The organism is Micromonospora chalcea (assembly GCF_028768405.1).
GTDB classification, from domain to species: domain Bacteria; phylum Actinomycetota; class Actinomycetes; order Mycobacteriales; family Micromonosporaceae; genus Micromonospora; species Micromonospora chalcea.
In genome coordinates this window covers 4,890,245-4,913,975 of sequence record NZ_CP118233.1, presented here as the reverse complement: position 1 = coordinate 4,913,975, position 23,731 = coordinate 4,890,245, and the positions used below count along the sequence as shown (strand labels likewise).

Genomic DNA, 23,731 nt, shown 5'->3' with positions numbered 1-23,731 from the left:
GGTCCGGCCGAAATGCCGGACCGGGCCGGGGTACCCTGTGTGGCCGTGGACACAGCAGAGAAGACACGGATGTTCTCCGAGAGCGTGGCGCTGAACCCGCTCGATCCGAAGGACCTCATCCACACCTTCGGCATGATCGGCGTCTGGGTCATTCTCTTCGCCGAGACCGGGCTGCTGGTCGGCTTCTTCTTCCCGGGCGACTCGCTGTTGTTCCTGGCCGGGGTGGCCGCCTCCCCGGTGGCCGACGCCATCTTCGGCGACGGCACCCGCCTGTCCCTGGCCGGGCTGATGATCGGCGGGCCGCTCTGCGCCATCGTCGGCGCGCAGCTCGGGCACTGGCTCGGCGCCCGGTACGGCCGCCGCATGTTCGACAAGCCCAACTCCCGTCTGTTCAAGCGGGAGTACGTGGAGAAGGCCGAGTACTACTTCCAGAAGTTCGGGCCGGCGAAGGCGGTGGTGCTGGCCCGGTTCATCCCGATCGTGCGGACGTTCCTCAACCCGGTGGCCGGCGTGCTCGGCATGTCGGCCCGCCAGTTCTTCGTGTGGAACGTGGTGGGCGCGGTCCTCTGGGTCGACGGCATCCTGCTGATCGGCTACCTGCTGGCCCGGCAGATCTACGACGCCATCGGCGACAAGATCGACAGGTACATCCTGCCGGTGGTCGCGCTGATCATCGTGATCTCGGTGCTGCCGATCTTCTTCGAGTTCCTGCGGGACCGGCGTGCGCGCAAGCGCGGCGAGGCGGTCGCGGTGATCACCGCGGCGACCGTGGCCGGCACCGTGGAGGCGGCTCGCGAGGGCATCGAGGAGCACCGGCCGGGTCACGGAGACGGCGGGCAGCACCGCCGCTGAGCACGGTTCAGACACCGAAGGCCGGCCCTCGGGCGAGGACCGGCCTTCGGCATGACTGATCGAACCGGGTCACACGAACGGCCGCAGCCGTCATCGTGCGCTGATGGCGCCACCCCTCGCACGCCACCGGGCACCCGGCCGGGACGACCCTCTACGGGCCGGCCCGAAAGGTTTCAGCGAGCCTTCTTGGTGGCCCGCTTCCGCGGCGGGGTGAGCAGATCCGCGATCGTGGCGATCGCGGACGGCACCAGCCGGTAGTACGCCCAGACCCCGCGCTTCTCCCGCTCCAGCAAGCCGGCCTCGGTGAGGATTCGCAGGTGGTGGCTGACCGTCGGCTGCGAGAGGCCGAGCGGCGCGGTGAGGTCACACACGCACGCCTCCCCCTCGGGAGCCGACTGGATCAGGCTGAGCAGCCGCAGCCGTGCGGGGTCCGCGAGGGCCTTGAGGACCCCCGCAAGCCGCTCGGCGTCGGCGCGTTCGATCGGCTCGCCGGCAAGCGGCGAGATCTGAGGCATGGTCATTTCAGCCAACGCAGTTCCCACGTATTCCATCCTTCCACCAGCAGCATCGATCCGCCTGCATATCAGCAGATCCGAATCGGCAGACTTTTACGCCACAAGGCCGAGGTCAGCCAACGTATAGGCCGCCCGATAGGGCAATCCGGCGGCTCGCACCGCGTCGCCGGCGCCTCGATCAACAATAACCGCCACACCCACCACTTCGGCCCCCGCCTCGCGTAATGCCTCGACCGCCGTCAAAACACTTCCGCCAGTGGTGGAGGTGTCCTCGACCGCCAGGACCCGGCGACCGGCCACGTCCGGACCTTCGATCCGGCGCTGGAGGCCGTGCGCCTTGCCCTCCTTACGGACCACGAACGCGTCCACCGCGCCGTCGGTGCCGGCCGAGGCGTGCAACATGGCGGCGGCCACCGGATCGGCGCCCAGGGTCAGCCCACCAACCGCGTCGTACGCCCAGTCGGCGGTCAGATCGAGCATGACCCGACCGATCAACGGAGCCGCTTCGTGATGGAGCGTGACCCGGCGCAGATCCACGTACCAGTCCGCCTCGCGGCCCGACGAGAGCACCACCCGGCCGTGGACCACAGCCAGGTCACTGATGAATTTGCGCAGGTCGTCGCGGTCGCCCATGGCCCAAGAGAGTACTTCGCAAGTCTGAGAGCCGTGCTCGGGGTCCGCCCTGGTCAACCCAGTGGGCGACCGATGGGTGGCGATGAGCGGCTACGCTGCGCGACCGTCCATCGAGGTCGGCCGCCGACCGGCCCCGCCGCCGCTCAGCCGCGTCGCCGGTCGACCGCGCCCCGGGTGTCCCGGCGGAAGCCCCGCAGCAGGCGCTTCGGGGCGTACCGCAGCCCGGCGACCGCCACCTTGTACTTCCAGTCCGGGACACTCACGAACTTGCCTTTATGCAGGTCACGGAGCCCTTCGGCGACCACATCGTCGGCACGCAGCCAGGCCCAGGCGGGCAGGCGCGACATGTCGATGCCGACCCGCTCGTGGATGCCGGTGCGGGTGTAGCCGGGGCAGAGCGCCATCACCCGTACGCCGAGCGGCGCGACGGACTGGCCGATCGACTCGCTGAAATTCGTCACCCACGCCTTGCTGGCCGAGTACGTGGATCCCGGCATGGGGACACCGAAGCCCGCAACGGAAGAGACATTTATCACTGCCCCTTGCCCTCGTTCGATCATCGGGCCGAGCGCGGCGTGGGTCAGACGCAGCACCGCGAGCACGTTGAGCCGTACCAGCCGCGCCTCGTCGGCCACCGGCGACCGGACGAACGAGGTGTTCAAGCTGATCCCCGCGTTGTTCACCAGCAGGTCGACCGGTGGGCCGTCGGCAAGCCGGCGCTCGACCGTCGCACAACCGTCCTCGGTGGACAGATCGGCCGCGATCGTCTCCGCGTCGCCGCCGTGCCGGCCGGTCAGCTCGGTCGCGAGCGCGTCGAGCCGGGTGGCGTCCCGGGCCACCAGGACGAGGTCCCAGCCGTCGGCGGCGAGCCGCCGGGCGAACGCCTCGCCGATGCCGAGGCTGGCGCCGGTGACCAGGGCACGGCGCCGGGAGGGGTGGGTGTCACCGGTCATGGGCGGTCCTCGGGAGGCGGCGGTGCGGCCCACGGCGACGCGGGCGGGGCGGACGCGGGCGGGGCGGACGGCTGGTGCAGGCCGGGCGGCGGTCCCCAGGGCGTCGGCCCGGAGACGGGCGCGCCGGACAAGGTGGCGCCGTACCCGGACGGCCGCGCCGGTCCGGTGCCGCTGCGCAGGAACGCGCCGGCCGACGGCAACGTGAGCAGCGCGGCGACCACCAGATAGCCGAGGATCTGCGCCACCGACACCACCGCGTTCACCGGGATCCACCACCCCGGGTAGGCGTCCCCGACCAGCCCGAGCAGGTCGGCGGTGATCCGGTCCTCGGGGCCGAGTTGCAACGGGGCGGCCCGCTGGCCGACCAGCAACGCCAGCCCGCAACAGCCGCAGAGCAGGCCGGTGCCGGCGACGACCCAGGTTCCCACGCGGGCCCCGGACCGGCCGGCGAGCAGGCCGAGCGCCAGCCCGACCAGCAGCAGCGCGGCCAGCACGCCGAGCACGGCGGCGAGGTAGGTCGAGGCGCGCAGCAGCCCGGCCACCTGGTCGATGTCGCCGCCGCTCGCGCCGGTCTCGTCCGCCGCGGCGGCCCGGAACCGGTCCACCGTGCCGCCGGTGACGGCGAGGTTCGCCACCGCGTACGCCACGGCGCCGACCGCCATCGCCAGCAGCACCGCCACCGCGGCGAGGACGGCGCCCGGCCGGCGGGGGGCGGCCCGATCGGGGTACGACACGACTGATCCCTCCGGTAGGCGTCGGATGCAACCTACTCGGAGGGATCGTCGGCGTCGCCTCAATCCGGACGTCAACTTCCGGGTGGCGGCTCCGGGTCGCGGCGCTCGCCCGGCTGACCGGCCGGCCCGGCCGGCGGCTGACCGGCCGACGGCGGCGGACCGCCCGGCGTGGACGGCGGCGGGGTGCCGGGAGCCGGCGGGTACGCCGGGTCGCCGGTCGGGCCCGGGTACGACGGGTACGACGGGTCACCCGCGTGCCCCGGGGCCGCCGGGTACGCGCCGCCCGGTACCGGCGGCTCCCAGCCGGCCTTGGGCTTGCGGAAGAACTCGTTCGCCTTCGGCAGCGCCAGCAGGATCAGCGCGGCCAGCAGGGCGAGCAGCGCCACCAGGCCCAGCAGCAGGTTGACCGGGGTGTACCAGGACGGCAGAGCGTCGTCGAGCCGGCGTTGGATCTCGTCCGGGCTGGGCATGTCACCCGTGGCGGTGCCGCCGGTCATGCCACCGGTGAGGCCGGTGAGCAGCCCGCCGCCGGTGCAGCAGAGCAGGATGCCGCCCAGCACCCAGGTGGTGATCCGGGAGGCGTTCTTGCCCCTGTTGTTCAGCAGCGCGAGCACGACGAGCCCGGCCGCGATCAGCAGCGACACGATCGCCGTGACGATGCTGAACACGTACGCGATGTCGGCGGCCCCCTCGGCCGAGGAGCCCGCGTACGCGTCGGTGAGGACGTCGCGGACGGTGCCCGCGACGGTCAGCGCCACGATCAGGTTCACCACCTGGATCGCGGCGACGAGAATGAGCAGCCAGCTGGAAAGCGTCACCACACTGGGACGCGCGCGGGGCGCGGTGCCCGGAGCATCGGCCATGATTCTCCCTTTCCTGGATCAGGTGACCACCGTAGCGATCTCGCACCAGGTCAGCATGTCGGAACGGCTCACCGGTCCGCGGCGCGGCGCAGCCGGCGGTGCTCGGCGGTGACGACACCGAGCAGCGCCAGGTCGAGCGCGACCGCGGAGACCGCGCCGAACTGGTTGACGGTGAAGTTGAAGACCTGCCCGAACAGCAGGTCGACCAGGAGCGCCAGCTTGAACAGCCGGAACGCCTCGGCCCGGTCGCGGCGCAGCAGCCAGGCGGCCCACAGGCCGAGCACGGCCGTGATCAGCGCGCTGGCGCTGACACCGAGGATCGCACCCCACTCCCGTTCCTCGCCCAGGTGCCCGGTCACGCCGTCGAGGAACACGGCCAGCACGGTGAGCACCGGCTCCACCACCAGATAGACCACCACCGGCCAGATGAGCCAGCGGCGTCCGGCCGCCCAGACGGCGAGACGCCGGGCCCGGTCCGCCGCTCGCTGCCAGAACCGCACCGGCGGCGGCTCCCGGCGGGGTACGGCGTCCAGCAGTTGCGCCACCGCCGTCTCGGTGGCCGGTCCGGTGCCCTGCACGAGACGCAGCACGGCGATCCGCCGCCTGTCGGTCAATCCGCCGGGCAGGCCGCTGAGCACCACGTCCAGCGCGTTGGCGGTGCGTTCGGCGGGGGTGAGCCGGGAGCGGCCGGTGCGCCCGCGTACCGCCTGGGTGAGCAGGACCAGCAGCGCGAACGCGACGTAGATGATGGCGGCGGCGGGGGCGTAGAAGTAGTCGGTGCCGGTGGTGACGAACTTGCCCACCTCGTCGATGAACAGCCCGAACCCGATGCCGCCGATCACCGCTCCGCCGCTGCGGGCGCCACCGCCGAGGAAGACCAGCGGGATGCCCAGACCCACGGCGAGCAGCAGGCCGCCCCAGAGCACGTGCGCGATGTGCAGCCCGCCGCCGCCGAGCTGTGGATAGTCGGCGGCCTTCAGGTACGCGCGTACGGCCAGCACGGTGACCACGCCGGAGAGCACGAACGCCTGGAGGTAGGACCCAGCCTGGATCGCCCGGGTCGGCAGCCGGCGGACCAGCCAGCCGATCCCCGGCCGGTAGCGCGGCGATTCGGGTGGCATGCCCCGAAACCTAGTAGCCGCGCCACTCCTCGCGGGCGTAGTCCAGCACCCTCGGTCGCAACAACGTGTTGGCCGGCATGTCCAGCCGGGCCCGGTCGGCGGGGAACGTGGCGGCTGCGGCCACCACCTCCGGGGTGAGGAAACGCAGCGGCGGCCTGTCGTCCGGCAGCGCCAGTTCCGGCGCCACGTCACCCGGCGCGGCGAGCACGAATCCCCAGTCGCCGAAGCTCGGCACGTCGACGTGGTACGGCACGGTGGCGAAGCCGGCCTCGCGGATCGACCGCTCGATCGACCAGTACGACCGGGGTGCGAAGTAGGGCGACCCGGACTGCACCACGAGCCGCCCGCCGGGGGCCAGCACCGGCCGGATCAGCGTGTAGAACTCGATCGTGTAGAGCTTCGCGGTGGCCGTCTCGTCCGGGTCGGGCAGGTCGGCGATCACCACGTCGAAGCGGTCCGTGGCGGTACGCAGCCAGGCGAATGCGTCCAGGTTGAGCACCCGTACCCGGGGGTCGGTGAGCGAGCCGCCGTTCAGCTCGCGCAGTTGCGGCTCGCGGCGGGCCAGCTCGACCACTGCCGGGTCGAGGTCGACGAGCGTCACCGAACGCACGTCCGGGTACTTGAGGATCTCCCGCGCGGCCAGCCCGTCCCCGGCGCCGAGCACCAGCACGTCGCCGTGCGCCCCGCGCATCGCCGGGTGCACGAGCGCCTCGTGGTAGCGGTACTCGTCGATCGAGCTGAACTGCAGGTCGCCGTTGAGGAACAGCCGCAGGTCGGTGTCGGAGCGGCCGGGCTCGGGCACCGACCGGGTCAGCACGATCTCCTGGTAGCGGCTGCGCTCGGCGTGCACCACCGGGTCGCGGTAGAGCTGCTGGCGGGTGGTCACCTCGAAGTCGTGGGCGGTCACCCAGGCGTACCCGAGGAGCAGGCCGACCACGGCGGTGGCCACGCCCAGCGCGGCCCGCGCCCGGCGGCTGAGGTCGGCGCGGAACACGGTGAAGACGAGCGCGACCCCGGCGACCGCGTTCACCGCGCCCACCACGAGCGCGCCCTTGAGCTGGCCGAAGACCGGGATCAGCAGGAACGGGAAGGCCAGCCCGCCGAGCAGCGCGCCCACGTAGTCGGCGGCGAACAGGTCGGCCACCGCGCTGCCCGCGGACTGTTCCCGGATGCGTTGCAGCATCACCATGAGCAGCGGGATCTCCGCGCCGATCAGCAGGCCGAGCACGAACGCGGTGCCGACGAGCGCCGGGCCGTACAGGTCGAGCCAGGCGAACGCGGCGTAGAGGCCGAGCACGGACAGGCCGCCGAGCAGCGCCAGCGTCAGCTCGATCACCGCGAACGAGACCACCGCCCGGGACTGCAACGGCTTCGCCACCAGCGCGCCGACGCCCATCGCGAAGACCATCACGCCGAGCACGATCGACGCCTGACCGACCGTGTCGCCGATCAGGTAGCTGCCGAGCGCGACCAGCGCCAGCTCGTACACCAGGCCGCAGGCCGCGCAGACGAAGACCGCGAGCAGGACCGCCGCGCGGGCCAGGCGCCACCGCGGCCGTGCGGCCACGTCGGCGGTCACCGTCTGCTCCGGGTACGTCCGGCGGCTCCCGCCCCGGCGCGCTGCGCGGGCACCCGTCCCCGGTGGCTGCGGCGCTGCCGCACGCCCACGGCGATGAACAGCGCGGCGAGCAGGAACAGTCCGACCGAGCTGAGGAGGTAGGCCCAGCGGTCCCGCCAGAAGTCGTTGCCGGCGTCCGGCAGCGGCGCGGCAGCGGTGGACGGCGCGGCGGTGGGCGTCGCGGCCGGCTCGGCGAGCCCGCGTTCGGCGGCGAGCAGCGGCAGGATCGTGGCGGCCCGGGTGACGGCCCAGCCCGGGTCGTCGAGGAACGCGTCCTCGTCCAGCCCGAAGCGACCCAGCCGGGTCTCGATCGCGGCGAGGTCGGCGAACTCGATGTCGTCCGACCCCTTGATTCGGATCGTGGCGGAGTCCTCCGACTCGCTGCTGGACGAGGTGTACCTGACGTTCGCGGAGACCGCGATCCAGCGCGCGCAGCCGGGCGCGTCGACGACTGTGATGCCGTCGCCGAGGTTGGAGCCGACGCTCACCTCGTCGTACACGTCGAGCAGTTCCCAGCCGTAGCAGATGCCCTGGCTGTCGGCGGCGGCCCGGAGGATCGGCACGGTGCCGGAGCGTTCGTCGGCGGCCGGCGCGGGGACGGAGGTGTCCGAGTCGCCGCTGAACGCGCCGACGGCGCAGACGACGACCACGACCCCCACGACCACGGACCAGATCACCGTCTGGCTGCGTTTGTCCTTCCCCGCCGAATGCTGTGCGGGCTTTCCGCTCATCAGATGATTGCGGCTGCGATGATCGCGCCGGTGGCGAGGTGCACGGTGGCCGAGACCCACACCGCCGGGTGCGGCTCCGGATCGACCAGCAGCTCACCGAGCTTGCCCGGAGTGGCGGCGTCGAGCAGCATGAACGCCACCGCCATGATCACCAGGCCGAGGATGCCGTACGCGCCCGCGCCGATCAGCCCCAGCCGGAAGTCGTTGTCGCTGGCCACGATCGCGGCCACCACGATGGTGCCCACCCCGACCAGGTTCGACGAGAGCAACAGCGCCGCGTTGCGGTTGCGCTCGACCCAGATCAGCTCGTGAAGCTTGCCCGGGGTGGCCACGTCGACCAGGACGTAACCGATGGCCATCAGTACGACGCCGACCACGCCGTACGCGAGGGTGACCAGCAGATCGGTGACGAGATGCTGCACAGAAGACTCCAGGGTGAGGGGGCGAAGGGGGCTACTTACCGGAACCGGGGCCGCCGCCCCGGACCGTGCTGCCTCGGCCCCAGCCCCAGCTGTTGCCGACGACGGTGTGGTAGCGGGGGTAGGCGGTGGTCATCTTCTCCAGCAGGATCACCGAGCCGACGGCGAGCGGGAGGATCACCACCGAGTCGTCGTCGTAGCGCAGGTAGACCCCGCTGCCGTCGACGTACTGGTCGGCCGGCTTCCAGGCGTCGGTGATCTGCTTGGACACCTCGCTCGGCGTCTTCCGGGAGGTGTACGCGATCGCGTTCGAGCCGATGTCCCGCCCGGAGGCGCGGGAGAAGTTGTCCTCCACGTAGCCCCGGGGCGAGAAGTTGCCGTAGAAGATCGTGAAGGTGGCGATGAGCGCGCCGATGACGGCGACCGCCACGCCCACCACGAACCACCGTCGGTACGTCACAGCTCCTCCACCACGGTCTCGGTCAGGACCAGCTCGTTCGTCTGGGGGTAGACGTGCCAGGTACGCCAGGCGAGCACGCCGTCCGGCGGCCGGGGCCGGACGGAGAGCGCGGTGACCGCGTCCTCGTCGCCGGGGAAGACCCCGATCAGCGCGTACGGGTCCTCGGCCAGCTCGGCGCGCAGCGCCGCGACCCGGGTACGCAGGCCGTCGCCGTCCGGCCGGAGCACGGTGGCCATGAACCGGTAGCCGGTCGTTTCGTCGTGCAGCGCGTCCGGCAGGTGCGGCGGGCGGCCGGGCAGGCAGGCGACCGTCTCCGTGAGTCCGCCGAGCACCACCTGGTGGGAGGCGCCGAGCAGGCGCAGCCGCAGCCGGGGCAGCCCGGGCAGGTCGATGTCGCGTACGGCGAGCGCCGGCAGCTCCGGGCCGCCGAGGGCCAGGCTCAGATCGGCGGCGCTGGTGTCGACGTAGGGCGCGTCCAGGCAGACGAGCACGTCAGCGCACCGTTTCCGGGCCACCCTGCGGGTAGATCATCACCTCGGCGCGGCGCAGCTCCTCACCGAGGTTGACCTCCCAGCCGGCCTCCCCGTACGCCTCGAACGACAGCCGCGCGCCGCCCGGCGCCTGGTAGTCGTAGTAGCGCATGGTGCCGTGCGGATCGAGGCCGGTGCCCTCGGTCGCGGTGTACCGGGCCTGGCCCGACTCGTCCCAGTTGTAGCGGCGGCCGGCGATCTCCAGCGTCGGGGCGCCCGGCGTGACGGTGGCTGACGGCTCGCTGGTCCAGAGCACCAGCTCCAGGTCCGGGTCGGACTCGACGGAGAGCCAGCGCTTCACCCCGCCCGCGTCGTCGAGCAGGTGCTCCGCCCAGCTCCAGCCACCCTCGACCAGGTGCACCGAGCCCCGCACGGTGTACGGCACCGCGCGGATCTCGACGATGTCGCCGGGCTTGAGCGCGCGCGGGTCGCCGCGCAGCGCGTCGGCGTCCCGGTCCCGGAACGGGTCACCCGGCGCCGCCTTCGTCTTCGGGCCGGACTCCGACCGGGACTTCCGTACCGCGATCACGGCGATCACCACACCGGCCACCCCGACGAGGCACCCCAGCGTGGTCACCACGTACGCCAACGAACCGTTCACGACCGCCTCCCCCAACCTGCTAGGCGGGAACGGTAACAACCGCATGCACGCCTTCTGAAGTCCCGTTCGCTGAGTGTGCGGTCAGCTACTGCTCGCCGCCGGCGAGCCGGTCGGCGGCGTATTCACCCAGCGTGGCGCGGCCCATGAGGCAGCCGGAGAACGTGGTGAACTCGCCGTCGTCGTCGCGCAGCCGCGCCCAGGCGTCCCGCCCGGCGGCCGGGTCGACCGCCTCCAGCAACGTGGCCGCGTACGCCCGGCCGGCGGGGGAACCCTTGCGGAGCAGCTTGTCGACCCGCTTGCGGGCCGCCTCCGGGTGCTCCCGCAACCCCTGTTCCAGCCGTCGGTACGCCTCGGTCGCGGGCAGCACCTGCCCCGCCAGTCCCACCCCGCCGAAGGCGAGGGTGTCCGCGCCGTCGAGTTCCCGCGCCGCCTCGTCCAGTTCCCGCTCCCACACACTCATGCCCCACTATGTGCCCACCCCGCCACCCCCTCCAACCGCAAGGAAGGGCCCCCTTTTAACGCCTCCGGTAGAGGAAGGGCCCCTTGTTAACAACCTCCACGAGCAGGGCGCGGCCGGGAACGGCGAAGGCCCGGCCAGGACGGCCGGGCCTTCGCAGGAGCGGGTCAGGCGGCGGTGACCGCCAGGGACTCCTTGGTGTCGGACAGGTCTACGCGGACCGTGTCGCCGTCGCGGATGTCGCCGGCCAGCAGCGCCTTCGCGAGCTGGTCGCCGATCGCCGACTGCACCAGCCGGCGCAGCGGGCGGGCACCGTAGATCGGGTCGTACCCGTGCTCGGCCAGCCAGGTCCGAGCCGCTTCGGTGATCTCCAGGCCCAACCGGCGGTCCGCCAGTCGGCGGCGCATCCGGTCGAGCTGGATGTCCACGATCGACCGCAGGTCTTCGCCCTGAAGCGCGGCGAACACCACGATGTCGTCGAGCCGGTTGAGGAACTCCGGCTTGAAGTGCGACCGGACCACCGCGAGCACACCTTCCCGGCGCTCGTTCTCGGTGAGCGTCAGGTCGCTGATCACCGACGAGCCCAGATTCGAGGTGAGGATCAGGATCGCGTTGCGGAAGTCCACGGTGCGACCCTGACCGTCGGTGAGGCGGCCGTCGTCGAGCACCTGCAGCAGTACGTCGAAGACGTCCGGGTGGGCCTTCTCCACCTCGTCCAGCAGGATCACCGAGTACGGCCTGCGGCGTACCGCCTCGGTGAGCTGGCCGCCCTCCTCGTACCCGACGTATCCGGGCGGGGCGCCGACCAGGCGGGCCACCGAGTGCTTCTCGCCGTACTCGCTCATGTCGATGCGGACCATGGCCCGCTCGTCGTCGAAGAGGAACTCGGCGAGCGCCTTTGCCAGCTCGGTCTTGCCGACACCGGTCGGGCCGAGGAACAGGAAGCTGCCGGTCGGGCGGTCCGGGTCGGCGACGCCGGCCCGGGCGCGGCGTACCGCGTCGGAGACCGCGCCCACCGCCTCGGCCTGGCCGACGACGCGGGCCCGCAGCGACTCCTCCATCCGGAGCAGCTTGGCGGTCTCGCCTTCGAGCAGCCGGCCGGCGGGGATGCCGGTCCAGGAGGCGACCACCGCGGCGATGTCGTCCGCGCCGACCTCCTCCTTGAGCATCGCGCCGTCGGCCTGGAGCCGGGCCAGTTCCTCCTCGGCCTGCTTCAGCTCGGTCCGCAGCGCCGGGATCCGGCCGTACCGCAGCTCGGCGGCGCGTTCCAGCTCGCCGTCGCGCTCGGCCCGCTCGGCCTCGCCGCCGAGGCGCTCCAGCTCCTCCTTGGCGGTGGAGAGCTTGGTGATGTGGCTCTTCTCGGTCTGCCAGCGTTCGGACAGCGCGGTGAGCTGCTCGCGCTTGTCGGCCAGCTCCTTGCGCAGCCGCTCCAGGCGCTCGGCGGACGCGGCGTCCGGCTCCTTTGCGAGCGCCATCTCCTCGATCTCCAGGCGGCGTACCGCCCGCTCGATCTCGTCCACCTCGACCGGGCGCGAGTCGATCTCCATGCGCAGCCGGGACGCCGATTCGTCCACCAGGTCGATCGCCTTGTCCGGCAGGAAGCGGTCGGTGATGTACCGGTCGGAGAGCGCGGCGGCGGCGACCAGGGCGGCGTCGGTGATGCGTACGCCGTGGTGCACCTCGTAGCGCTCCTTGAGCCCGCGCAGGATGCCGATGGTGTCCTCGATGGTCGGCTCGCCGACCAGCACCGGCTGGAAGCGGCGCTCCAGCGCGGGGTCCTTCTCGATGTGCTCGCGGTACTCGTCGAGCGTGGTCGCGCCGACCATCCGCAGCTCACCGCGCGCCAGCATCGGCTTGAGCATGTTGCCGGCGTCCATCGAGCCCTCGCCCTTGCCCGCGCCGACCACGGTGTGCAGCTCGTCGAGGAACGTGATGACCTGGCCGTCGGAGTTCTTGATCTCCTCCAGCACGGACTTCAGCCGCTCCTCGAACTGGCCGCGGTACGACGCGCCGGCGACCATCGCGCCGAGGTCGAGCGAGACCAGCTTCTTGTCCCGCAGCGACTCCGGCACGTCGCCGGCCACGATCCGCTGGGCCAGGCCCTCCACGATCGCGGTCTTGCCGACGCCCGGCTCGCCGATCAGCACCGGGTTGTTCTTGGTACGCCGGGACAGCACCTGGATCACCCGGCGGATCTCCGAGTCCCGGCCGATCACCGGGTCGATCTTGCCGTCGCGGGCGCTGGCGGTGAGGTCCACGCCGTACTTGGCCAGGGCCTGGTAGGTCTGCTCCGGGTCGGCGGTGGTCACCCGGCGGTCCCCGCCCCGGACGGTCGGGAACGCGGCGACCAGGTTCTCCTCGGTGGCGCCGGAGTTCTTCAGCGCGACCGAGACCGCGCCGCCGACCCGGGCCAGCCCGGCCAGCAGGTGCTCGGTGGAGGTGTACTCGTCGCCCAGCGGCCGCGCGATCTGCTCGGCGGCGCCGATGGCGTTGACGAACTCGCGGGCCAGCGTCGGCTCGGCGATGCTCGACCCACGCGCGGCGGGCAGCGCGTCGACCGAGCGCAGGGCGACTCGGCGCAGCTCGGCCGGGTCGGCCCCGACGGCGCGCAGCAGGCCCGCGGCGGTCGAGCCCTCGGTGTCCAGCAGTGACAACAGCAGGTGCCAGGGCTCCACGGTGGCGTGACCGCGCTGGTTCGCCAGCGCGACGGCACCGGTGATGGCTTCGCGGCTCTTGGTGGTGAGACGTTCCGTGTTCATGGGCTCCCCCGGATCGGCGTGTCCACTGGACATGACACAACCAGAGTTGAGTCTATTCCGCTCAACTCCACCCCTGTGACCTGAGTCACCCTCCGCCGATTCGGCCGGAGAGATCTTGGTACGAAAAGGCCCTCGGAGGGGCCCTTTTCGTACCAAGATCTCAGCGACGCGTGAGGCGCGTGAGGCAAGGGGTCTCGTGGTCGGCGCGCAGCACGCAACGCCGGCCGCCGTCCAGCTTGCGGTCGCAGAAAACCCAATGGCGTACGGCCTGGTCGTCCTCCGTCGACACGGTGATCCCGCCCAACTCCACCACCGCGAGGAACGCCAACGACCGGCCGGCCGTGCGACCGAGCATCTTCGCCCGGGCCAGATCGGCCGCGCGCACCGGCAGATGGATCACGTACCGCCCGGTCACGGCCGCCCGGCCAGGTCGCGCATCGACGGGGCCTGACGGGACTGCCACTCGCGCAACGCGCCCTTGATCCGCGCCGTCTCCTCACGGCTCCGGGCGACTTCGGCGTACGCGGCGGCGAGGTCCCCGGCCACGCGGTCGAGGAACGCGGCGACCTCGGCGGGGTCCAGCCCCCGGCGGCGCGTCGCGAAGCGGCGGCCCCGCACCTGCCAGGGCCGGAGCGGAAGGTACGACGCGGAGCGGTACGCGCCGCCCGGCGCGGAGTCGGGCGGGCGCGCGTTCCGCCGCTTCGGACGTATTCGCAGGAGATTGCGCACGACACTGTCCCTTCTTCCAGGCCAAGGAGACGGGTAAGGCGACACGACTGGCCGCGCACGACCAGTCGCGCCGACCACGGGTGCCAACCGGAGGGCCGGTTTGCCTACCAGGCGTTCCGCCGAGGGCATCCGCACGAGCAACATACAATGCAAAGCATTGCATGACAAGGAGTGAGCATGCTTAGCACGCGAAGTGTTGGCTGACCGGTCTGACTCGTGGGAAGATCTTGGGGCCTACCAGGAGTTGCCGCCATGCCCCGAGTTTCAGACCGTCAGAGAATCGCGCAGGACATCAGAGACAAGATCGCTTCGGGCGAGTACGGCCCCGGCGACAAACTCCCCTCCCTGCGTGAACTGATCGCGCACTACCAAGTGTCCGCAGAGCCGGTCCGGTCGGCGCTGTTGATCCTTCAGGCCGAAGGTCTCGTCGAGGGGCACCAGGGCAAGGGCACCTACGTAACCGGTCGGGACGAGACCCCCTGATCGCACGATGACGGGCGATCGATCGACCCCGGACGCAGCAGGTGCGCGCCCGGAGTAGCCTCACCCGCGTGCGAGTACGTGTCGAACAGACCGCCCTGCCGGGTATCGGCGTACGTCATGACCTGATGACGGAGTCCGGCCGCCGGCTCGGTGTGGTCTCCCACCGCAATGGCCGTCGCGACCTGGTCCTCTACGACCCGGAAGACCCCGACTCCTGTCAGCACGACATCCCCCTGACGGACGACGAGGCGGAGGCGCTCGCCGACATCCTCGGCGCGTCGCTGATGCTGGGTCAGCTCTCCGGGCTGCGCGAGCAGGCCGCCGGGCTGCTGACCGAGCAGATCGCCATTCCGGCCGGCTCGAAGTACGTCGGCAAGCGGCTGGGTGACACCAAGGCCCGGACCCGGACCAGCGCGTCGATCGTCGCCGTGCTGCGTCAGGGCACGGTGAACGTCTCGCCGGATCCCACTTTCCGGTTCGAAGCCGGCGACGTGGTCGTCGTGGTCGGTACCCGCCAGGGGCTCGACGGCGTGACCGCGATCCTCGCCGAGACCGACCCGGACGTCTGACGCGTATGCACGAAACCACAATCCTGCTCATCGAGGTCGGTGCGCTGCTGCTCCTGCTCGGCCTGCTCGGCCGGCTGAGCCGTCGCGTCGGTGTCTCGCCCATCCCGCTCTACCTGCTCGCCGGCCTGGCGTTCGGGCACGGTGGCCTGCTGCCGCTCAACGCCAGCGAGGAGTTCTTCGCCGTCGGCGCCGAGATCGGCGTGATCCTGCTGCTGGTCATGCTCGGCCTGGAGTACAGCGCCAACGAACTGGTGGGCAACCTCCGCTCGGCCGCGCCGGCCGGTCTGATCGACGCGGTGCTCAACGCGCTGCCCGGCTTCGGGTTCGCGCTGCTGCTCGGGTGGGGCTGGGTCGCCGCAGTGGTGCTCGGAGGCGTCACCTGGGTGTCGTCGTCGGGCGTGATCGCCAAGGTGCTCGGCGACCTGGGCCGGGTCGGTAACCGGGAGACGCCGGTGATCCTCTCCGTCCTGGTGATCGAGGACCTGGCGATGGCCCTCTACCTGCCGCTGGTCACCGCGCTGCTCGCCGGGGTCGGCCTGATGAAGGGCGGCATCGCGCTCGCCATCGCGGTGTTCACCGTCGTCGTGGTGCTGGCCGTGGCGATCCGGTACGGCCACCTGATCTCCGCTGCGCTCTCCGCCAAGGACCCGGAGGCGCTCCTGCTCGGGGTGCTCGGCCTGACCCTGCTGGTCGCCGGTATCGCGGCCAAACTCCAGGTCTCCGCCGCTGTCGGCGCGTTCCTGGTCGGCATCGCGTTGTCCGGGCCGGTGGCGCACCACGCCACCGAACTGCTCTCCCCGCTGCGGGATCTCTTCGCCGCTGTCTTCTTCGTGTTCTTCGGGCTGGTCACCAACCCGCTGGACATGCCGCCGGTGCTGCTGCCGGCGCTGGTGCTGGCAGTGGTCACCATGGCGACGAAGGTGGCCACCGGCTACCTGGCCGCCCGCCGGGCGGGGATCGCCGAGCCCGGTCGCTGGCGGGCCGGCCTGGCGCTGACCCCGCGCGGCGAGTTCTCCATCGTCATCGCCGGACTGGCCGTCGCGGCCGCCTACCCGGTGAACCCGAAGCTGGCGGCGCTCGCCACCGCGTACGTGTTGATCACGGTGGTGACCGGGCCGCTGCTCGCCCGGCTGCCCGACACCCAGTGGTTCAAGCAGTGGCTGCGCTCCCGCGCCGCCGCCGCCCGTGCGGCAGCGGCGTTGCCCGCGCCGACCGGGGACTGACCCGCGCCGGGCCGGACCTGCCACAGGCAGATCCGGCCCGGCGTTGTCAAATTGATCCCCGGAAGGTCTACCACTGCTCCGCTCAGCCGCGTTAACGTTTCGGCCCAGCAGCCAGGGTCCGCGGGTGGCCGGTGCCCCCGCCAGCGCAAGCGGAAGGTCGGCCGGTGAGCGTGCAGGAAGATACGTTCCACGGCTTCGCCAATCCGGTCGATCCCTCGCCCGCCGAACTCCGGGCGTGGGCCTATCAACCGGATTCGGTGCCGCTGACCTCGATGCCGCCCGACTGGGACCTGCTGGTCGCCGGTGACCATCTGGTGCAGACGCTGTTCGACCTGGCGATGGACGAGCGCTGCCCGGCCCGGCGGTTCGCGCTGCACTGCCTCTACATCTACGCCGCCGACGGCATCCGGACGAACTTCCGCGCCCATCCCAAACGCCGGTTCCGCAAGCTTGTCGAGCAGGCCGAACGCGCCGGTGACGACCTGATGCGCAACTGGGCGCACAACAGCCGCGTGCTGCTCGCCCGGCCCGACCTGTTCGTCTACCGGGACTGGTGCGAGGGCGGCCTGGTCCGCGAGAACCGCCGCCTCTGACACGTCGCCGGCTTGAACGGCGAACGGGCCGGGATCCCCCGTGGATCCCGGCCCGCACGTCGGCGGATCGTCAGGTCGACCCGCCCTGCTTCTTGCGCCTCTCGTCGTCCCGGGCCCGGTCCACGCCGTGGTCCGTCTGGTCGGCGAAGCGCCCTTCCTTGACCTTGTCGCTGAAGCGCCCCTCGGTGACCCGGTCGAACCGCTCGCGGACGTTCTCGGCCACCTTCTCCAGCCGTTCCTCGGCGCGTTCCGCCACCTTCTTAGCCGGTTCCGCCATGGCTCCCCCTGCCAACTCGGCGTCCGATTTAGGGGTTTTGGCCCTACCGGCGAGCCTAGTCGACAGCGCCCTGCCGCATCCCGCATTCCCCGACGAGCGCCCCGAACCAGGTACGCACGAGGGCCGGACGTACGAAGGCCGGCGCGGCCCCGGGGGAGCGGGGCGCGCCGGCCTTCCGGTGAAAGGTCAGCGGTCGGGAGCGCGGCGTGGTCGCCAGACGACGAGCGCGGTGGACGTGCGGTTGGTCGGCACGAGGTCGCCGCGGGCAAAGCCACCGAGCGACTCCAGCTCGGCGATCCGCCGGTACGCGGCGTCCAGCTCCGCCTCCAGCCGGGCCACCCGCTGCTGCGCCTCTTCGAGCAGCCGCTCCAGCCCGATGATCCGCTTGACCCCGGCCAGGTTGATCCCGTCGTCCTGGCTGAGCCGCTGCACCTCGCGTAGCAGCACCACGTCCCGGACGCTGTACCGGCGACCACCGCCGGACGCCCGGCCCGCCTGCACCAGGCCCAGCCGGTCGTACTGGCGCAGCGTCTGGGGGTGCATCCCCGCCATCCGCGCAGCCACCGAGATCATCAACACCTTGGCCTCGTAGGCCGGGTCACCCGAGCCGACGTACTCCTCCGACATGCCCGCTCACCTCCGCTGCCGCCGTCAACTGAATCGACGTACCCGCGCGTCGAGATGTTCCCGCGCGGCGGGCGGAGTCTGCTCCGCGAAGGTCTCCAGCGCCGCCCGCGCCTCGTCCGAGACCTTCGCCGGGACCACCACGTCGAGCGTGACCAGCAGGTCACCGGCGCGGCCGTCCTTGCGTACGACGCCCTTGCCGCGGGCGCGCAGCACCCGCCCGCTGGGCGTACCCGGTGGCACCCGCAGCGTCACCGTCCCGTCCAGGGTCGGCACGCGCAGGTCGGTGCCGAGGACCGCCTCGGCGTACGTGATCGGGACGTTCAGGGTCAGATCGTCCCCGGTACGCCCGAACAGCTCGTCCGGGCGGACCTTCACCTGCACGAACAGGTCGCCCGCCGCGCCGCCCCGCTCACCGGGCTCACCCCGGCCGGCCAGGCGGATCCGCTGCCCGTCGGCCACCCCGGCCGGGAAGCGCACGTTCAGCGTGCGGGTCTTGGTGACACCGCCGGTGCCGTGGCACTCCGGGCACTTCTCCTCGACGATCGTGCCGACGCCCTGGCAGTTGCGGCACGGCTCGGAGAAGCTGAACGACCCCTGGTTGCGGGTGGTCACGCCGGCGCCGTGGCAGACCGGGCAGGCCACCGGCTGGGTACCCGGCTTCGCACCGTTGCCGTGGCAGGTGTCGCAGACGCCGGGCGCGCGCAGCGTCAGCGGCAGCGTGACGCCGCGGACCGCATCCTCGAAATCGAGCGCCACCTCGGTCTCGACGTCCCGGCCCCGCGCCGGACCGCGCGGACGCGCCGCGCCGCCCCCGCCGCCGGAGAAGATCGAGCTGAACAGGTCCGTGAAACCGCCTCCGCCGAACCGGGTGTCCCCGCCGCCCGCGCCGCCGCCGAACAGGTCGGAGACGTCGAACGGCACGCCGCCCGGCTGGCCCGCGCCGCGGGCGCTGCGGCGGAAGGCGCCCGAGCCGAACAGCGAGCGCATCTCGTCGTACTCGCGTCGCTTCTTCTCGTCGCCCAGCACCGCGTACGCCTCGGAGACGGTCTTGAACCGCTCCTCGGCCCCGGTGTCGCCGGGGTTGTGGTCCGGGTGCGACTCCCGGGCCAGCTTGCGGTACGCCTTCTTGATCTCGTCCGAGGAGGCGGACTTCTCCACGCCCAACGCGGCGTAGTAGTCCTTCTCGATCCAGTCCTTGGAACTCACCGGTCCACCCCCTTCCACGGGTCGAAGCCCGGCCGTCCCGCCCGCCCGGTGGGGGCGGGCGGGACGTCACGGGTCGGCACTACTCCGGGTCCGCGACCGCGACCATGGCGGGCCGCAGCAGCCGCTCGCCGAGCTGGTAACCGCGGCGCATGACCTGTACGCAGGTCGACTCGGTCACGTCGGCGGAGGTCTGGTGCGCCACCGCCTCGTGCCGGGTCGGGTCGAACGGGTCGCCCTTCTCGCCGAACGCGGTCAGGCCGAACTTGCCCAGCGCGGCGGTGAGCTGCTCGGCCACGCTGCCGAACGGGCCCACCAGATCGCCGTGCTCACGGGCCCGGTCCAGGTCGTCCAGGATCGGCAGCAGCGCGCTGAGCACAGTGCCGGTGGCCTGCTCCTGGACCAGGTTGCGGTCCCGGTCGACCCGCTTGCGGTAGTTGGCGTACTCCGCCGTGACCCGCTGGAGGTCGCGGGTGCGCTCCTCCAGGTCGGTGCGGAGCGACTCCAGCTCGGCACCGAGCGGCGCGGTCGCCTCCGTCTCCCCGCTCGGCTCGGCCGGGGAATCGACCACCGTCGGCCCGGTGACCTCGGCCTCGCCGCCGATCTCGTCGACCACGACCTCGGCCTCCTCGACCAGCCCTTCGGCGGGCGCGTCGGCAGCGGCGTCCGCCGCCGAGGCGTCGTTCGCCGGCTGCTCGGTCACCTTGCCGAGCTTGCGCTTGTCGCGGATGACGACCCGGGGTTCGTCGCCGGCGTCCTTGCCGGCGCCCGCCGACCCGGTGGCACCCGGGTCGGCCGCGCGTGGCTTGTCCGTCATGCGGTTACCTCATCCCTCTGCCGTGCGAATCGTGTCCGGGACCGGATGTCACTTCTTGTCCTCGTCCACGATCTCCGCGTCGACCACGTCGTCGTCGCCGCCGGCCTTCGGGCCACCGGTCGCGCCCGCGCCCGCGCCGGCGCCCGGCCCGGCCGCGCCACCCGGCGCCGCCTGCTCGCCCTCCTGCTGCTGGGCGTAGAGCAGCGAGCCGGCCTGCTGGGAGACCTGCGCCAGCTTCTCGTGCGCGGACTTGATCTTCTCGATGTCCTGGCCGCCGAGCGCGCTGCGCAGCTCGCCGAGCGCCTCGTTGAGCTGGTCACGGTTCTCGCTGGGCAGCTTGTCGCCGCTCTCGGCGAGGAACTTCTCGGTCTGCCACTGGAGCGCCTCGGCCACGTTGCGGGTCTCGGCCTCCTCGCGGCGGCGCTTGTCCTCGTCGGCGTGCTCCTCGGCGTCCCGGCGCATCCGCTCGATGTCGTCCTTCGGCAGCGAGGAGCCGCCGGTGATCGTCATCTTCTGCTCCTTGCCGGTGCCCAGGTCCTTGGCGTGCACGTTCACGATGCCGTTGGCGTCGATGTCGAACGTGACCTCGATCTGCGGCACGCCGCGCGGGGCCGGCGGGAGGCCGGTCAGCTCGAAGGTGCCGAGCTTCTTGTTGTAGGCCGCGATCTCCCGCTCGCCCTGGAACACCTGGATCAGCACCGACGGCTGGTTGTCGTCGGCCGTGGTGAAGACCTCGGAGCGCTTGGTCGGGATGGTGGTGTTGCGCTCGATGAGCTTGGTGAAGATGCCGCCCTTGGTCTCGATGCCCAGGCTCAGCGGGGTCACGTCGAGCAGCAGGACGTCCTTGACCTCGCCCTTGAGCACACCGGCCTGGAGCGCGGCGCCGACGGCGACGACCTCGTCCGGGTTGACGCCCTTGTTCGGGTCCCGGCCGGTGAGCTGCTTGACCAGGTCGGTGACGGCCGGCATCCGGGTCGAGCCGCCGACCAGGATGACGTGGTCGACGTCGGAGATCTTGATGCCGGCGTCCTTGACGGCCTGCTCGAACGGGCCCTTGCAGCGGTCCAGCAGGTCCTGCGTCATGCGCTGGAACTCGGCGCGGCTGAGCGTCACGTCGAGGTGCAGCGGGCCGGCCGAGCCGGCGGTGATGTACGGCAGGTTGATGTTGCTGGTGGTGGCGGCGGACAGCTCGATCTTGGCCTTCTCGGCCGCCTCCTTGAGCCGCTGCATGGCCATCTTGTCCTGCGAGAGGTCGATGCCGTGCTCACCGCGGAACGTCTTCACCAGGTGGTCGATGATGCGCTGGTCCCAGTCGTCACCGCCGAGCTGGTTGTCACCGCTGGTGGACTTGACCTCCACCACGCCCTCGGCCAGCTCCAGCAGCGACACGTCGAAGGTGCCGCCACCGAGGTCGAAGACCAGGACGGTCTGCTCCTTGGAACCCTTGTCCAGGCCGTACGCCAGGGCGGCCGCGGTCGGCTCGTTCACGATCCGCAGCACGTTGAAGCCGGCGATCTCACCGGCCTCCTTGGTGGCCTGGCGCTGCCCGTCGTTGAAGTAGGCGGGGACGGTGATCACCGCGTCGGTGATCTGCTCGCCCAGGTACGCCTCGGCGTCCCGCTTGAGCTTCATCAGCGTACGGGCCGAGATCTCCTGCGGGGTGTACTTCTTGCCGTCGATGTCGACGGTCCAGTTGGTGCCGATCTCCCGCTTGACCGAGCGGATGGTCCGGTCGGGGTTGGTCACCGCCTGGCGCTTGGCGACCTCACCGACGAGCACCTCGCCGTTGCGGGCGAACGCGACGATCGAGGGAGTCGTACGCGAGCCCTCTGCGTTGGCGATGACGGTGGGCTCACCGCCCTCGAGAACGCTGACGCAGGAGTTCGTCGTGCCGAGGTCGATGCCGACCGCACGTGCCATGTTCGCTTCCTCGCTTCGTAACGGGTGAGCAGGTCAGACGGCCTGCCCGGGAGGGCCGCCCGGAAGCGACCGCACCACAAGTTGAGTGAACTTGACTCAATAGTGCCACGCCATCGCCAATCCGCAAGTCGAGGTTGAGCCGGCCCGGCGCAACCCGACCGTTACTACTGTCCGGTTGTCTTACCTTGCGTCGGTCGGGCACGCTTTAGCGGTGACGACGCATGGCGATTCCGCCACCCGTGCCGGCGCGCCCGCCGTCGCAGCCCGCACCGGAGCCACCACCGGCGCCGACCAGCCTGCGCACGCCGCGGAGGGCCTGCCCGCCGCGCTCACCGGCCTGCGGTCGGCGATCGGCGCGGCCCGCTTCCCGCTCGCCCTCCCCTCGGCCGAGCCGGCCCGGCACGCCGCCACGAGCCTCACCGACCAGCTCGACGACTACCTGCTTCCCCGGCTGGCCCGGCTCGACGCCCCGCTGCTGGTGGTGGTCGGCGGCTCCACCGGCGCGGGCAAGTCGACGCTCGTCAACAGCCTGGTCCAGGCACGGGTCAGCGCGGCCGGGGTGCTCCGCCCCACCACCCGCTCCCCGGTGCTGGTGTGCAGCCCGACCGACGCGGCCTGGTTCCGGCAGGGCGAGCTGCTGCCCGGCCTGACCCGGACCACCGAGCCGAGCGAGCAGCCGGGCACCCTGCACCTGGTCACCGCACCGGCGCTGCCGCCCGGCCTGGCCTTCCTCGACGCGCCCGACATCGACTCGGTGGTCGACGCCAACCGGGCGCTCGCCGGTCAGCTGCTCGCCGCCGCCGACCTCTGGCTGTTCGTCACCACCGCCGCCCGGTACGCCGACGCCGTCCCCTGGGAGCTGCTGCGCAGCGCCCGCGCCCGGGGCACCGCAGTGGCGATGGTGCTGGACCGGGTCCCCCCGGAGGCCGCCGACGAGGTCGCCGCCCACCTGTCCGAGATGCTCGCCGAGCAGGAGCTGGGCGCCGCGCCGCTGTTCGTGCTGCCGGAGACCTGGGTGGACGGGCAGGGGCTGCTGCCGGACCGGATCACCGCCCCGCTCAGTGACTGGTTCGCCCGGCTCGCCGCCGACGCCGACGCCCGCGCCGCGGTGGTCCGGCAGACGCTCGACGGCGCGCTGGCCGCGCTGCACCCGGTGGTGGAGGCGCTCGCCGAGGCCGCCGACGAGCAGTGCACCGCGGCCGACGCGCTGGACGAACGGGTACGGGCCGCGTACCGGGGCGCCGAGCGGAGCGTCGACCAGGGGCTCCGGGACGGCCGGCTGCTGCGCGGCGAGGTGCTGGCCCGCTGGCAGGAGTTCATCGGCACCGGCGAGTTCTTCCGGGGCCTGGAGGCACGCATCGGCCGGCTGCGGGACCGGGTCGTCGCGGCGGTCACCGGGCGGCCCGCGCCCGCCGCGGAACTGCGTACCGCGATCGAGTCGCAGCTCGTCACGCTGCTGCGCGGCGTGGCCGCCGAGGCGGCGGAGAACGCGTACACCGGTTGGAAGGCGCACCCGGCCGGCGCGGCGCTGCTGGAGCCGGACCTGGCCCACGCCTCGGCCGACCTGCCGGAGCGGGCCGAGCAGCTGGTCCGCGACTGGCAGCGCGGCGTGCTGGAACTGGTCCGGGTCGAGGGCGGCGACCGGCGGTTCGTGGCCCGCACCGCGGCGTACGCGGTGAACGCCACCGGCCTCGCCGTCATGATCGGCGTGTTCGCCTCCACCGCGTTCATCCCCACCGGGCTGGAGGTCGCCGCCGGCACCGGCACGGCGGTCGCCGGGCAGACCGTGCTCCAGGCGATCTTCGGCGACCAGGCGGTGCGGAACCTGGCCCGCAAGGCCCGGATCGACCTGCTCGACCGGACCGGCAAGCTGCTGGCCGAGGAGGCCGAGCGCTTCCTGGCCCGCACCGAGGCCGAGCGCCCGGCCGACAACGCCGGCGCGGCGCTGCGCTGGGCCGCCCTGGAGGTCGAGCGGGCCCGGCACCGGAGCGGCTTGTTCCCGAGCCCCGAGCAGGACGGACGCCAGTGAGTAACGTCGTCGGAC

27 protein-coding genes are annotated in these 23,731 nt (G+C 72.0%); 6 read left to right on the top strand and 21 right to left on the bottom strand.

Translation table 11 applies throughout. The annotated features are described in order from the left end of the window. Positions 1-12: 12 nt before the first annotated feature. Positions 13-852: a DedA family protein gene (locus PVK74_RS21915; RefSeq protein ID WP_104113383.1), complete on the top strand. Its 840-nt coding sequence runs from the start codon at positions 13-15 to the stop codon at positions 850-852. Between the two features lie 173 nt (positions 853-1,025). On the opposite strand, the gene PVK74_RS21910 is transcribed toward PVK74_RS21915, so the two are convergent. The 16 genes from PVK74_RS21910 to PVK74_RS21835 all read right to left on the bottom strand — a co-directional run bounded on the left by PVK74_RS21910 (position 1,026) and on the right by PVK74_RS21835 (position 13,975). After that, positions 1,026-1,403, bottom strand: a complete 378-nt coding sequence (locus tag PVK74_RS21910) for an ArsR/SmtB family transcription factor (protein WP_007454255.1) — start codon at positions 1,401-1,403, stop codon at positions 1,026-1,028. Positions 1,404-1,460: 57 nt separating this feature from the next. After that, positions 1,461-2,000: an orotate phosphoribosyltransferase gene (gene pyrE / locus PVK74_RS21905; protein WP_043327566.1), complete on the bottom strand. Its 540-nt coding sequence runs from the start codon at positions 1,998-2,000 to the stop codon at positions 1,461-1,463. A 143-nt stretch (positions 2,001-2,143) separates the two neighbouring features. Then, entirely contained in the window at positions 2,144-2,953 is an 810-nt protein-coding gene (locus tag PVK74_RS21900; protein WP_043327567.1) for an SDR family NAD(P)-dependent oxidoreductase, read from the bottom strand. Continuing rightward, positions 2,950-3,687, bottom strand: coding sequence for a hypothetical protein (locus PVK74_RS21895; RefSeq protein WP_274477103.1), 738 nt, complete (start codon positions 3,685-3,687; stop codon positions 2,950-2,952). The genes PVK74_RS21900 and PVK74_RS21895 overlap by 4 nt, the downstream gene beginning before the upstream one ends. A gap of 71 nt (positions 3,688-3,758) precedes the next feature. Further along, positions 3,759-4,550, bottom strand: coding sequence for a hypothetical protein (locus tag PVK74_RS21890; protein WP_187692853.1), 792 nt, complete (start codon positions 4,548-4,550; stop codon positions 3,759-3,761). 68 nt (positions 4,551-4,618) lie between these two features. Then, positions 4,619-5,617 carry a hypothetical protein gene (locus PVK74_RS21885; protein WP_274479306.1) on the bottom strand — a complete coding sequence of 333 codons (999 nt, stop codon included), beginning with the start codon at positions 5,615-5,617 and terminating at the stop codon, positions 4,619-4,621. Positions 5,618-5,681: 64 nt separating this feature from the next. Continuing rightward, a complete protein-coding gene (locus tag PVK74_RS21880; protein WP_069088112.1) occupies positions 5,682-7,250 on the bottom strand; it encodes a polyamine aminopropyltransferase in 1,569 nt (522 codons plus the stop codon). Beyond that, a complete protein-coding gene (locus PVK74_RS21875; RefSeq protein ID WP_274477102.1) occupies positions 7,247-8,020 on the bottom strand; it encodes a hypothetical protein in 774 nt (257 codons plus the stop codon). Before PVK74_RS21875 ends, PVK74_RS21880 begins: the two co-directional genes overlap by 4 nt. Next, positions 8,020-8,442 (bottom strand): DUF350 domain-containing protein, encoded by a 423-nt coding sequence (locus PVK74_RS21870; protein WP_043327571.1) that lies wholly within the window; start codon positions 8,440-8,442, stop codon positions 8,020-8,022. The genes PVK74_RS21875 and PVK74_RS21870 overlap by 1 nt, the downstream gene beginning before the upstream one ends. Before the next feature lie 31 nt (positions 8,443-8,473). Further along, a complete protein-coding gene (locus PVK74_RS21865; RefSeq protein WP_043327572.1) occupies positions 8,474-8,899 on the bottom strand; it encodes a DUF4247 domain-containing protein in 426 nt (141 codons plus the stop codon). Continuing rightward, positions 8,896-9,390, bottom strand: a complete 495-nt coding sequence (locus PVK74_RS21860; RefSeq protein WP_274477101.1) for a DUF2617 family protein — start codon at positions 9,388-9,390, stop codon at positions 8,896-8,898. The genes PVK74_RS21865 and PVK74_RS21860 overlap by 4 nt, the downstream gene beginning before the upstream one ends. Position 9,391: 1 nt before the next feature. Next, positions 9,392-10,030: a DUF4178 domain-containing protein gene (locus PVK74_RS21855; RefSeq protein WP_187692849.1), complete on the bottom strand. Its 639-nt coding sequence runs from the start codon at positions 10,028-10,030 to the stop codon at positions 9,392-9,394. An 85-nt stretch (positions 10,031-10,115) separates the two neighbouring features. Beyond that, positions 10,116-10,490, bottom strand: a complete 375-nt coding sequence (locus PVK74_RS21850) for a hypothetical protein (RefSeq protein ID WP_113972281.1) — start codon at positions 10,488-10,490, stop codon at positions 10,116-10,118. Positions 10,491-10,654: 164 nt separating this feature from the next. Next, positions 10,655-13,246: an ATP-dependent chaperone ClpB gene (clpB, locus tag PVK74_RS21845; RefSeq protein WP_064447961.1), complete on the bottom strand. Its 2,592-nt coding sequence runs from the start codon at positions 13,244-13,246 to the stop codon at positions 10,655-10,657. A 160-nt stretch (positions 13,247-13,406) separates the two neighbouring features. Continuing rightward, on the bottom strand, positions 13,407-13,661 hold the full coding sequence (locus PVK74_RS21840; RefSeq protein WP_274477100.1) for a hypothetical protein: 255 nt from the start codon (positions 13,659-13,661) through the stop codon (positions 13,407-13,409). Beyond that, a complete protein-coding gene (locus PVK74_RS21835; RefSeq protein ID WP_396796868.1) occupies positions 13,658-13,975 on the bottom strand; it encodes a DivIVA domain-containing protein in 318 nt (105 codons plus the stop codon). Before PVK74_RS21835 ends, PVK74_RS21840 begins: the two co-directional genes overlap by 4 nt. Before the next feature lie 252 nt (positions 13,976-14,227). On the opposite strand from PVK74_RS21835, the gene PVK74_RS21830 reads away from it, so the two are divergent. The 4 genes from PVK74_RS21830 (at position 14,228) to PVK74_RS21815 (ending at position 16,843) form a co-directional block, all read left to right on the top strand. After that, positions 14,228-14,458, top strand: coding sequence for a winged helix-turn-helix domain-containing protein (locus PVK74_RS21830; protein WP_043327577.1), 231 nt, complete (start codon positions 14,228-14,230; stop codon positions 14,456-14,458). A gap of 68 nt (positions 14,459-14,526) precedes the next feature. Beyond that, the gene (locus tag PVK74_RS21825) at positions 14,527-15,027 is read left to right on the top strand and encodes a cation:proton antiporter regulatory subunit (RefSeq protein WP_064447962.1); all 501 of its coding nucleotides are present in this window, start codon (positions 14,527-14,529) and stop codon (positions 15,025-15,027) included. A gap of 5 nt (positions 15,028-15,032) precedes the next feature. Further along, positions 15,033-16,250 (top strand): cation:proton antiporter, encoded by a 1,218-nt coding sequence (locus PVK74_RS21820; RefSeq protein WP_043327579.1) that lies wholly within the window; start codon positions 15,033-15,035, stop codon positions 16,248-16,250. Between the two features lie 164 nt (positions 16,251-16,414). Then, positions 16,415-16,843 (top strand): hypothetical protein, encoded by a 429-nt coding sequence (locus tag PVK74_RS21815; RefSeq protein WP_030500541.1) that lies wholly within the window; start codon positions 16,415-16,417, stop codon positions 16,841-16,843. Positions 16,844-16,913: 70 nt separating this feature from the next. On the opposite strand, the gene PVK74_RS21810 is transcribed toward PVK74_RS21815, so the two are convergent. The 5 genes from PVK74_RS21810 to dnaK all read right to left on the bottom strand — a co-directional run bounded on the left by PVK74_RS21810 (position 16,914) and on the right by dnaK (position 21,687). Beyond that, complete coding sequence (locus PVK74_RS21810) at positions 16,914-17,120, bottom strand: hypothetical protein (protein WP_043327580.1); 207 nt, start codon at positions 17,118-17,120, stop codon at positions 16,914-16,916. A 186-nt stretch (positions 17,121-17,306) separates the two neighbouring features. Beyond that, entirely contained in the window at positions 17,307-17,747 is a 441-nt protein-coding gene (locus tag PVK74_RS21805) for a heat shock protein transcriptional repressor HspR (protein ID WP_030500539.1), read from the bottom strand. 24 nt (positions 17,748-17,771) lie between these two features. Further along, positions 17,772-18,953 carry a molecular chaperone DnaJ gene (gene dnaJ, locus PVK74_RS21800; RefSeq protein ID WP_043327581.1) on the bottom strand — a complete coding sequence of 394 codons (1,182 nt, stop codon included), beginning with the start codon at positions 18,951-18,953 and terminating at the stop codon, positions 17,772-17,774. 79 nt (positions 18,954-19,032) lie between these two features. Then, the gene (grpE, locus tag PVK74_RS21795) at positions 19,033-19,767 is read right to left on the bottom strand and encodes a nucleotide exchange factor GrpE (protein ID WP_043327582.1); all 735 of its coding nucleotides are present in this window, start codon (positions 19,765-19,767) and stop codon (positions 19,033-19,035) included. 48 nt (positions 19,768-19,815) lie between these two features. Continuing rightward, a complete protein-coding gene (gene dnaK / locus PVK74_RS21790) occupies positions 19,816-21,687 on the bottom strand; it encodes a molecular chaperone DnaK (RefSeq protein WP_043327583.1) in 1,872 nt (623 codons plus the stop codon). Between the two features lie 211 nt (positions 21,688-21,898). Between dnaK and PVK74_RS21785 the strand changes: the two genes are divergently transcribed. Next, positions 21,899-23,716 carry a GTPase family protein gene (locus PVK74_RS21785; RefSeq protein WP_064447964.1) on the top strand — a complete coding sequence of 606 codons (1,818 nt, stop codon included), beginning with the start codon at positions 21,899-21,901 and terminating at the stop codon, positions 23,714-23,716. Positions 23,717-23,731: the final 15 nt, after the last annotated feature.

Coding starts and splice junctions, on each gene's coding strand:
- PVK74_RS21910 (WP_007454255.1), bottom strand. CDS start 1,403: ATGGAATACGTGGGAACTGCGTTGGCTGAAATGACCATGCCTCAGATC.
- PVK74_RS21805 (WP_030500539.1), bottom strand. CDS start 17,747: ATGTCGGAGGAGTACGTCGGCTCGGGTGACCCGGCCTACGAGGCCAAG.
- PVK74_RS21915 (WP_104113383.1), top strand. CDS start 13: ATGCCGGACCGGGCCGGGGTACCCTGTGTGGCCGTGGACACAGCAGAG.
- PVK74_RS21875 (WP_274477102.1), bottom strand. CDS start 8,020: ATGAGCGGAAAGCCCGCACAGCATTCGGCGGGGAAGGACAAACGCAGC.
- clpB (WP_064447961.1), bottom strand. CDS start 13,246: ATGAACACGGAACGTCTCACCACCAAGAGCCGCGAAGCCATCACCGGT.
- PVK74_RS21850 (WP_113972281.1), bottom strand. CDS start 10,490: ATGAGTGTGTGGGAGCGGGAACTGGACGAGGCGGCGCGGGAACTCGAC.
- grpE (WP_043327582.1), bottom strand. CDS start 19,767: ATGACGGACAAGCCACGCGCGGCCGACCCGGGTGCCACCGGGTCGGCG.
- PVK74_RS21890 (WP_187692853.1), bottom strand. CDS start 4,550: ATGGCCGATGCTCCGGGCACCGCGCCCCGCGCGCGTCCCAGTGTGGTG.
- PVK74_RS21820 (WP_043327579.1), top strand. CDS start 15,033: ATGCACGAAACCACAATCCTGCTCATCGAGGTCGGTGCGCTGCTGCTC.
- PVK74_RS21810 (WP_043327580.1), bottom strand. CDS start 17,120: ATGGCGGAACCGGCTAAGAAGGTGGCGGAACGCGCCGAGGAACGGCTG.
- PVK74_RS21830 (WP_043327577.1), top strand. CDS start 14,228: ATGCCCCGAGTTTCAGACCGTCAGAGAATCGCGCAGGACATCAGAGAC.
- PVK74_RS21900 (WP_043327567.1), bottom strand. CDS start 2,953: ATGACCGGTGACACCCACCCCTCCCGGCGCCGTGCCCTGGTCACCGGC.
- dnaK (WP_043327583.1), bottom strand. CDS start 21,687: ATGGCACGTGCGGTCGGCATCGACCTCGGCACGACGAACTCCTGCGTC.
- pyrE (WP_043327566.1), bottom strand. CDS start 2,000: ATGGGCGACCGCGACGACCTGCGCAAATTCATCAGTGACCTGGCTGTG.